Source organism: Luteibacter jiangsuensis (genome assembly GCF_011742555.1).
GTDB lineage: Bacteria > Pseudomonadota > Gammaproteobacteria > Xanthomonadales > Rhodanobacteraceae > Luteibacter > Luteibacter jiangsuensis.
In genome coordinates, this window is record NZ_JAAQQR010000001.1 from 213521 (window position 1) to 223900 (window position 10380).

Annotated in this window: 6 protein-coding genes; 4 read left to right on the top strand and 2 right to left on the bottom strand. The window is 63.8% G+C overall.

Annotated elements, in window-relative coordinates; translation table 11 throughout:
* The first annotated feature begins 85 nt into the window (after positions 1-85).
* Complete coding sequence (locus HBF26_RS00890) at positions 86-1486, top strand: TIGR03013 family XrtA/PEP-CTERM system glycosyltransferase (RefSeq protein ID WP_167122157.1); 1401 nt, start codon at positions 86-88, stop codon at positions 1484-1486.
* Between the two features lie 13 nt (positions 1487-1499).
* Here the strand turns inward: HBF26_RS00890 and HBF26_RS00895 are convergent, their stop codons facing one another.
* Complete coding sequence (locus tag HBF26_RS00895; RefSeq protein WP_167122159.1) at positions 1500-2141, bottom strand: DnaJ domain-containing protein; 642 nt, start codon at positions 2139-2141, stop codon at positions 1500-1502.
* A gap of 111 nt (positions 2142-2252) precedes the next feature.
* Between HBF26_RS00895 and HBF26_RS00900 the strand changes: the two genes are divergently transcribed.
* Positions 2253-2957: a hypothetical protein gene (locus HBF26_RS00900; protein ID WP_167122161.1), complete on the top strand. Its 705-nt coding sequence runs from the start codon at positions 2253-2255 to the stop codon at positions 2955-2957.
* A 421-nt stretch (positions 2958-3378) separates the two neighbouring features.
* Here HBF26_RS00900 and HBF26_RS00905 read toward each other — a convergent pair whose 3' ends face one another.
* Positions 3379-5868, bottom strand: coding sequence for an autotransporter family protein (locus tag HBF26_RS00905; RefSeq protein ID WP_167122163.1), 2490 nt, complete (start codon positions 5866-5868; stop codon positions 3379-3381).
* Between HBF26_RS00905 and HBF26_RS00910 the strand changes: the two genes are divergently transcribed.
* Together HBF26_RS00910 and HBF26_RS00915 are read left to right on the top strand one after the other, a co-directional pair.
* Positions 5842-8463, top strand: coding sequence for a hypothetical protein (locus tag HBF26_RS00910; protein ID WP_167122165.1), 2622 nt, complete (start codon positions 5842-5844; stop codon positions 8461-8463). The two genes, HBF26_RS00905 and HBF26_RS00910, sit on opposite strands and share 27 nt — an antisense overlap.
* A gap of 85 nt (positions 8464-8548) precedes the next feature.
* Positions 8549-10072 carry a hypothetical protein gene (locus tag HBF26_RS00915; protein ID WP_167122167.1) on the top strand — a complete coding sequence of 508 codons (1524 nt, stop codon included), beginning with the start codon at positions 8549-8551 and terminating at the stop codon, positions 10070-10072.
* Positions 10073-10380: the final 308 nt, after the last annotated feature.

Below are 10380 nucleotides of genomic sequence, written 5' to 3' on the forward strand. Positions count from 1 at the left end.
GAAGTGCAATCGACAGCCCGCGATACCCAACCTAGTCTCTCCGATATCCGCACGCGACACGACGCGTGCTTCAAGGGGACGACCGATGATTCGCCTGTTCAGACAGCCGATCGTGCGCTGGCTCACGCTGATGGGCTGCTGCGAAGTGTTGCTTCTTGCCGCATCGCTCAATGCCGCAACGTGGATTCGCTTCGCCCCGTCACCCGAAGACCTCGCCGCGTCGTCGCATTCCTTGACGGCCCGCGCCGCGATGTTCGCTATCGTGATCTTCCTGAGCATGGCGGCCCTCGGGGAATACCGAGCCACCTTGCGCATGAGCTGGCGAGGGCAGCTTGCACGGCATGCCATCGCATTCGCCTTCGGCGGCCTGATCCTAGTAGTCGGCTACTACGTGGTACCGCAGGCCTATGTGGGTCGCGGCGTCCTGGGCATGGCCCTCGTCATCGCCTTTGTCGTCACGGCGGGGTTCCGCGCGCTGTTCATGCGCCTCGTCGAGCTGGAATCGCTCAAGCGCCGCGTTCTCGTGCTGGGCGCGGGCGAACGCGCCGCGCAGATCCACAATCGCATGCGCCGGCGTTCGGACCGTCGCGGCTTCTGCCTGCTCGGTTACGTAAGGGGCCTGAACGAAACGGTGGCCGTTCCCGAAAACCTGCTGGTGAAGCCCGCCGAATCGCTGGCCGATCTGGCCCGGAGGGAACGGCTGGACGAGATCGTGGTGGGCGTGGACGACCGTCGCGGCAGCCTGCCGATGGACGAGTTGTTGGCCTGCCGCCAACTCGGCGTGCAGATCACCGACCTCACCACCTTCGTCGAGCGCGAGGCGGGACGCGTGCAGTTGACCATGCTCGATCCGTCGTGGCTCGTATTCTCTGGCGGATTCAACGCCACGCCGGTCGCCGTCTTCCTGAAAAGGGCCTTCGACCTCACCGCCTCCGCGCTGATCGCCCTGCTCTGCTGGCCGATCATGCTCGGCGTTGCGCTGGCCATACGCATCGAGTCCGGTCGGGGTCAGCCGATCCTCTATCGCCAGGAGCGCGTGGGCGAGCACGGAACGACCTTCTGGCTCTACAAATTCCGCAGCATGCGTACGGACGCGGAAATGGACGGGATTGCGCGCTGGGCGTCAAGCAACGACGACCGGGTGACCCGGGTGGGACGAATCTGCCGCAAGCTGCGCTTCGACGAGCTGCCGCAACTATGGAACGTGATACGGGGCGACATGAGCATCGTGGGGCCTCGCCCCGAGCGGCCCCAGTTCGTCACCGACCTGGAAAGCAAGATCCGTTTCTACAACCTGCGCCACAGCATCAAGCCGGGGTTGGCCGGCTGGGCGCAGTTGAGCTACCCGTATGGCGCGTCCGAAGAGGATGCGGCGGAAAAGCTCAAGTACGACCTCTTCTACGTGAAGAATCACAACCTCTTCCTCGACATGGTGATCCTCATCGAGACGGTGGAGGTGGTGCTGTTCGGTCGCGGGGCGCGGTGACGGCGCCATCTTGTCAGGGCGGGGGTTCGGGCGTGGTCACGTGCAATGCACGTAACGGCGAACTGTGCCAGTCCACCAGCGCGTCCGCTTCGAACCGCACCCACGAGGGACCGTATTCCCAGCGCCCGTCGCCGCGCCGCGTGGGTTCGCCTTCGATGGCGAGCACCTCGCCCTGTGTCATGCCGAGCGCAAGCACGGGCGCCTGTACCGATGCCTTGGGCGCGATCCGGATGGGTACCTCGCGAACCTCCGTTTCCACCACCTCGTTCGCAGGCCAAAGTGACCAGACCAGAAGCGGTGCCGAGATCGCGAGCGTCACCGCATACCAATGCCTCGCCTGGACACGCTGCGGCGGTGCTGGCGAAGGCGAAGCGGCAGTTTGCGGTTCATGCGTCACCCGCTCTGCTTCGCGCGCGGGCAGCGGAGCACCGGGAAGGCGTCCGTGCCGGCGATGGAAGTCCATCGCCGCCCCGTATTGCGCCGTCAGTCGCTGCAGGCGAGCGGCGGCCAGCTTGTCCGCACGCGTGCCGCGCCGCCTGTCGGGATGCCACAGCGCCACGTTGCGGCGATACGCACGCTTGAATTCGTCGAGCGAGCAGCCGGGCTCCACGCGCAGCTTGCCGTACAGGTCGATGAAGTCGGTTTCGTCGGTCACCAGAATGTCCCCTGCGGCGGCGCACGCGACATACCGTCAGGTCTGGCGCTCGCGCCGGCTAGCGTCGCGCACGGCCTTCACGCTTACAAGTATCACTTTTGGAGAACCGCCATGCCCTTGCTCTCCTTCCTTACCGTGGCCGCCTCGGTCCTGACAGCTTCCGCCGCCCAAGGGCCCGTTCTCGGCGCGCATGATTTCCTGGGTCAGGGCGAAGGACTGGGCGTCAGCCCGGCGGTAACCCGTGCCGTGGACACGCAACCGGCGGGCAGCGTCTTTGTCGTGTTCAACGCAGGCTATGCCAGCAACGATGCCGTACCTGCCGATACGTACCGAAATCGTTGGCGTCCGCTGGGTCGCGCCGTGAGCTATGCCAACTACGGCGGCCGCTTCGCCGTGCAGGGCTACGTCGCCCTCGCCGGCAAGGGCGGCCCGGCGCACACGGTATCGATCGAAAAGCGCGGCGAACCCGCGGGCGAACTTTCGCTTCCCTTCGTCGAGGTGCGCAACGCCACGCACGTGCAGGACATCGCCCAATCCTATGCCGAGCCTTCGCTGGTCGTCTCGAGCGGCGACGTACGCGTGGACGGACCGGCGACCCTGCTCGCTTTCTGGTGGGGCGACGGCGGCGTAAAGCGCATGACGGTCACTCCCGGCGACGGCTTCCAATTGATCGACGCGTTCACGGAGCTTCCCGATGAAAGCGGCGTACAGGGCGCGGTGGCCTGGAAACAGGTGGATCGCGCGGGCACCTATCGAGTGCATTGGACTGCCGCACCCGTGCAGGGCGCCGCACTTTGGTTGATCGCAATCCGCTGAACCGGGGTCGCGTTTCGCATCCGTTCACATCGGAACATCGAGGCGTCGTCCGATTCCGGACAGTGTGTCGAAAATGCAACTCGCAAATAGCCGCACCACGCCGTGACGTGCGTCCGAAGGCGGACGAAAATGCGCATGGGCATGCGGGCGGGGTGTCCGCAAGCGGACATCCAACCCTACAACGATAGGCCTATTTTCCTTTTCATTACATGGAGATAGCCTATCTTCTCGATACCCCGAGCCGCGGCGGAACATGTCAGGGACGCCATGGATGAAGCAGGAGCACACTGCACAGGGACGTGCCGGGAGGGAGGCGCAGGGAGCGCAGCCGCCCGCGGCCGAGGTGTCGAGCCACTAGGGGCTCGTTGTACGTCCATTGCCCCCGGGAGCCGCGATCCATGCGCTCCCGGTCTGGGCAAACTCAAAAGGTGACGCGTACGCCCAGGTTGCCGGCGAAGCCGCGCATCCCGTAGCCGCCGATGGCGTGTCGGTAGTTGGCCTCACCGTAAACCTGCACGCGCTTGCCCAACTGGCTGACGGCACCGGCGGAAACGCGATAACCATTGCCGACGCGGCCCGACCGGAAGCGATCGGCCGCATTCCACTCCTCGCTGGAGACGTCCACCGACGGATCGCCGTTACTGGTGTGCGTGAGGTCGACACTGGCATACGGCATGAACACGGGGTTGGCCGTCCGCGAAAGTCGTCCGCCGAGCGTGGCGCTTGTCTGTTTCGCCGTTCCCAGCCGCACGTCCAGTCCATCGCCATCGCGGAAGTCGCGGAAGTTCAGCGATTGGTGCTTCACCTGGAAGCGCGGCTCCACGGTCCATTCATGACCGAGGGCGAACGGCATACCCGCCTCCACGGAAGTCGTCCAGCCGTTGGCACGGATGCGCCCTACATCGGCGCCGCGCAGATCGGTACCCACGTCGCCGCGATAGCGGATGGCACCCACGACGCCGTCGACCCAGAATCCATTGCCGCTTTGCCACGTGGCCCAGGCGGAGACGCCGTTGGCGCGGTATTTTGCGCGGCTGTTGCCGTCGGCTGCCTTTGGCGTGACACGCGTCGTGCCGTGATCGGCGGCCCAGCCCGCGCGCAACGTTCCATTGTCGTGATCCAGCGCGATCAGGCTTCCGCCCAACTGCAGCGCGTTGATCTGCTGGTCGAAATCGTATCCGTAATTGCGAAACGACCGGTTCGAGCTGTAACGCAACTGGCCGCCGAGGTAACGCATGAACACCTCGCCGCCGACCGGGTCGTGCGACGTGCCCTGGCGAATGTCGCCGAGGCGCTGGTGCAGGCCGTCAGTCATCATGTCGCCGTAGGTCAGCAGTGCGGCAGGGGCCGACAGGTACGACGGCACCTGCGGCACGACTGCATTGCGGCCGTCTTCCGGAGGCGGCCTGTCCGGATTCGGGTTCTCTCCATCGCCCCCGCCACCGTCTTCGGGGTTTTCCGGCTCGCATTCGTTCTCGCAGACGAAGCGATTGCCGAGACGATAGTCCCAATTGAGATCCCCGGAAGGCAGCAGGTTCTGCGCTGGATCCGTCTGGCCGGGCCCGAAGGCATGCAAGGTGTACTGGTACGGACCGGCGGCAACGTAACCGCCTCGCAAGGCAAACGCGTCGGCGCGCGACGTGCCGCCGACCTGGATAATCGAGATGCCCTCGTGTGCATCCACCTGCCCGTTTTGGTTGTTGTCGGTATTAGCGCCTGCGCCTGTCGCCGTGACTTCGATCAGCGTTGTTCCGGTGGTCGTCACATTGCCTTCGATCAGCAGACGATCGGTCTGTTGGTTCGCCACCGCGCCGCCGGCATTCATGACCGTGTTCAGTGCAAGGTTCCCGCCCGTGCCGGACAGATCGCCGGCGACGGTCAACGTGGAGTGGTCGCCGTCGCTGCGTGGCTGGAAGGCCAGGCTTGCGCCGGATAGCGACAGCGTCCGGACGTCCGAATCGCCGGTGATGTTCCAAACAGATGCCTTGTCGAACGCAACGGCGTTGAGGCCGAGGATGCGCCCTTCGAGGATGGCGCCGTCCGTCGCGTTCAAGTCGAAGCGGCCGCCACGCGAAACCATGTCGCCACGGATGGTGCTGGCGCTCACGTTCACCGTCGCCTCGTCGCCCCTGCCCGTGCTCGTGTTGAACGCGGTCTCGATGGCGATGCCATTACCTCCCGTGACCGTGGCGCCGTTGGCGAGCGTGATCATTGCGATGGATGGCTGCAGGAGGGTCTGCGAATCGACCAGGATGCCCGAACCGTTCTGGCCGATGATGGATGAGTCATCGACGGTCAGCGTGGCACCCATATCGTTGTTACGATTGTCGGTGGTGACGATGACGCCACTCCTGACACCGGTGATCTGGGATTTACCGGCAACGTTCACGGTGCCATAGGAAAACTGCAGGCCGGCGGAATTTGCGGCCGTCCCCGAGACGGAACTGGACTGATCGATGCTAAGGGTGCCGCCGCCCGACATCAGGATGCCGCTGGCGCCGCCGCTCACGTTCGAACCGGTGACGACCGCCGAGGGTGGCGTCTCGGTGCCCGGCGAGTTGGACGCCAACTGGATGATCAGGCCGCGCCCCAGGGTATCGCTGATATTCGAACCGGCGATCGTCCCCTTGGCGCCGTTGCGCAACGTCACCGGGCCCGTGGCCGCGCCATTCAACTGCACGACGCCGTTCGACGTCGCCAGGATGGAAAGGGTGGTCCCGCCATCGACGATCAGCGTCCCCCGATCCCCCACCCCCCACGCTTCGATCGGATCGCCATTGCGCACGATGTGGACCGCACCGGGACCCTCGACGTTACCTGCCAGGACGGCGGCCGGCGCCGCCAGTAAAAGCGAAGCGATGATGGCGGGGAGTGCGGCAGCACGATGCTCCGCGTGATGTTGGGACGTCATGACGCAGTTCCTCTTTCGGCTCAGGAGTCCCTGGCGCGTGAACCAACGTCGGCAGGGGAATTCGCCGCGCATTACAGCAGTTCACTAAAAGACGGAAAATGGCGCGTAGTCCTAAATCGGCCCTTCGGCTTGAGTCCCCTGGCTGAACAACGACCTCGTATCACCGGCAATGTTAACGTCGCGTACAGCGGTATGCCTTGGGTCTTTCCCTTGCCGATTTCGCGCAGATCGCGCTTACAACCAACGGACAGTTTCCCCTGCGGGGGCTGCGCGATATTGTTTCCCGAGGCGACGGCTGCGGCCAAGCCAACCTCGCGGCAGACGATGCCGCATCGACAACTCAAGGATCGAGTCATGGCCAAGAATATTTCCGAGCCCACCGGCAGCAGCCCGGTGATCACCCATGTTTCCTCCAGCACGGGTTTCCGCGGCAAACTCGTCAGCTCGTCCGGCGAATTCCGGACGCACGTCGACACCGCGACCATGCGGCGCAGGCTTCGCGAAAATGCGCGGCGTATCCACATCGCTCAGAATCCGATTCCCACGATGCCGGACATCGAAGACGCACTCGTGGGATCCCGAGGGAAGGATGTCCTGCCCGCCGCTGTGTTCGACGGATCCACGACCGACATCGAAGCCACTTGCGCCAAGTGGGCCAGTGGCCAGCCGGGTGCGGACAATGTCTGGATCAACATCTACGCTGCCGACGCCGGCGGCCACCCGGTGGAGCCTCCCCTCTATGACGGGTTCGCGGCTGGGGACTCCGACCGGATCGAGGATCTGGACGATCCGATGGTAAAGACTTTCCCATTGAGCGTATTGCCCACGGCCGCCGGCGAGGACCAGTTCTTCGTGCTCCGCTTTGTCCAGGGCAGCGGGTTCGGCGACGAATATTTCTCGCAGGACTATGCCTTCGAAGCGGACCGCCGCGCCCCTGGCGGCGATTCGCTGGTACATCCTTTCATCGATCCCAATGTCATCAGGAATGGATTGACCACCAACTACCTCGACGCCAACGGCGGCAAACTGCTGGTCGTGGTGGATCCGTACGACGACCAGCAACCCGGCGATGTGCTGCAGGCGTTCATGCAGGTCGTGGGGGGGACTACTCCCGTCCCGACCTTGGCAAAGACCGTCGTGAATGAAGGCGACATCGTCACGCTCGAGTTCCTGAAGGACGACCTCATCGCCGGCGGCATCAATGGCAAGGTCGAGGTTTGGCTGACCTGCACCGATATTGCCGGGAACACGGCCACATCGCCGAATATACAGTTCGACACCCTCCTGGCCAATGCGCCCAGCGGTTTCGGTCCTATCTTCGTTCCCGAGCACGACAACAACGGGGACCTGCTTACCGACACCGAGGCACGTCTGAATCCTGCATTTTTTGTACCCGGTTATGTCAATGCCGTTCTGAACGACGTCGTGCGCGTCGTCGTGTTAGACGCTGCCGGCAACGAAATCATGTATGAGGATATCCCGGTCACGGATCCGGCAGCAGACCCGATCGTTTCCGGCGCGTTTACGTTGCAGGAGCTCTATGTCATACAAGAGGCGTATGGTGGGAACCCGGTATTTTCCTTCACGATGACGTACCGAATCCTGCGCAACCCGTTCACCGTCGATACGCTGCAAGTGACCACGATCAACTGCGACCTGACCCTGCCCGGCGGGCCCGATCCCGATCCCGAAACGCCGATCAACGAAAACCTGAAGCCGCCGACGATCTCGGGCGACAACGTCATCGACGAAACCGAATTCAGTAGCCCCGCGACCACGCTCATCCCGTTCGAGGCCGTCGACGGGACACCCGCCTTCGAACTCGCCGATGCGGTACAGCTCTTCATCACCGACATGAGCGGCGGCAATCGTGTTCCGGTCGGCGTGCCGGTGTCGGTCACCGATCCCGGGGCCGACCTCACCACGATCCAGGTTCCCGCCGCCATGCTGGTCGTCGGGCGGATGTACTTCCAGTACTCCCTCTCCCGCGTCGTCACGGGTAACAACACCGTCATGGCATGGTCCCCCATCCAGCCCGTGACCGTTAAGTCCTCCGATGGACTTCCCGGCGGCCCCAACTTCCTGCCGCTGGACAGCAGCATCTTCCGCGATGCCGACCAGACCAGAGGCGCGCCCCCGCGGCCGTCATACTCCTACACCCGCGTTGGCGACATCGTGAGTGGGGGGCCGAATCCCTATAGGGACATGCTCGTTCGCATCCACTACTACGAGAACATGGCCGTGGGCGACGCGATCAAGCTGAAGCTGGAAGGTAGCCACAGCTTCCCGAACTATGGCGCGCCCGCCCCCGACGCGACCTTCGAGTACGAGCATACGGTGAACGGCACCGATCTGACGAATCGTCCCACGGCCATCCCCGAGGACGTCCTGCCGGGGACCAATCCGCCGGCGGCCGAGCCCGACCAGTTCGTTGACTTCGTGATTCCCTACGAGGATGTCAGGAAGGTGAACGCAGGCCAGCCGGGCCTTGGGAGCATGAGGGTCAGCTACGAGATCACCAACGTGCAGGGGAGCAATACGTCCGATCCCGCCGTGGTGCTTTTCGCGACAATCGACGTGCGCGCTCCCGCCTGAGACGCACTGCGGACAGGCCCCTCGCATTCCTCCCGCAGGAGGAATGCGAGGAATTCTCCCACCAAGGACGGAAGAGAGAGTTCACATGAGCAAGAGAGAACGGGCCTCGAAGCAGAACCCGATATACCCTCCGCCCCGATGCCCGGCCGCGGAGGTGCAGGGGGGCATCAACCTGAAAGCCATCTTTCCGTTGCCCGGCGATGGAATCCAGCTTCTCGTCGTGACACCGGACGAGGCCGTCGAGGGCGATACGGCACTCGTCTACTGGGGCTCGGAGGACAACCTCGTCGGCGTGCTGCCGCTGCATCCGGATGTGGGACATGCGAATCCCATTACGGTCAACGGTGCGATGGCGCGATTGTTCACTCCGGAAAATACACGGAATCCGGCCGTCGAAGCGTGGTACGTGGTGCAACTGAGCCAGTTCGGCGACGAGTTCCCATCGCAGCACTTGAGCGTGAACGTGGACTTCCAACCACCCGGCGGCCTGGTGCCTCCGGAACACCAGGCATCGGTCAATCCCGACCTGGGACGCATCCCCGAACTCGACCTGCCCATCCCACCGGGCCAGCCCCTGACGCTTCACGTGCCGAACTGGGCTTTCCAGGCGGCGGATGACCGGCTCTATCTGCGCTGGGGCAGCCATGTCATCGGTCCCATCCAGGGCCAGGTCGGCGCTCCCGTGCCCATCACGGTGCCCTGGGACATCATTTCAGGCATCGACGGCGGACGTGCCATCGTCGACTACTACATCGTGGATACAGTGGGCAATGATTCGCGTTATTCCCAGGGGCAGCAGGTCATTGACCTGCCAAAACCAGACATTCCCGAAACCAATGGCACTCCGTTCCTCGACGGTGGGCTTACCTCGGCACGGCTGATCGTACCCAAGAGCGCGAGCTTGCTGACCGGCGACCTCGTGGAAGGCTTTTTCGCAGGCAAGTCGGTGGGGTCCAGGCCGGCGACGCCCCAGCAGGACATGGAGTTTCCCATCCCTGGCGCGGAGATCGCCGCCAGCCAGGGTACTCAGGTCGACGTGCATTACGTGGTGCGGCGCGCTGGTGTCACCTACTCATCGGCGGTCCTGCAGGTTGCCGTGACGCGCCCGACCGCTCCGGAATGGGACCTCATCTACGACTTCGACAGCGACAGGATTCGTTACGTCAATCCCTATCGGACCATCGTCTTCCCGGAAGCGGGTACGGAGGTGATGAACATGCAGTTCGATCCTGCCGTGCCCATCCCAGCGAGTGAACAACTTGGTGTCGAGAAGTATCCATTCCCGGAAACCGAGACGGAGGACTTCATGGGAAACGTCCTGTATATCGGCGATCCGCAATACGTGAGCCACAATAATACGTTCTTCGTGAGCTTCGCCGAGAACTGGAACGTGGTGCGTTTCGCCGTCACCTCCGTGCATCGCCAGATCACCATCTCGTTCAAGGACGCCGCTCTGAACATCATAAGTCCCATCTTCAGCATCCCCGATGGAGACCCCATGCGGCAGACCGAGATTCGCTTCGACGATGGCGGCCGGCGCCGGATCAGGCACGTGGAAATCCGCACGTACGACGTTGTCCGGTTCGACTCCTTCAAATTCAAGCGTTGAGCATCGTTCGCACGACGTCACGCCCGCCGAGTTCCGGCCTGACGGTATAGCGCTCCGAAAGGGGCGCTTTTTTTTGCGCCGCGGCCATGTCGATACCTCGCGGACCGCACCCCGAACCGCTGTGGCCGCTTCCGACGATGGAGTCAGGCTCGGCCATTCGCCCACCCCCGGCTAGCGCGCCAGTTGTATATGCCGCTCCCAACCCCGGGGCTATAAAGATTCCACAGACGCGAAGGGTCAACCGGCCCCGGGGCGTGGCGGGAGATCGCATGAATGCCGAGGGTACGGCGGGGCCGACAGGGGGCACC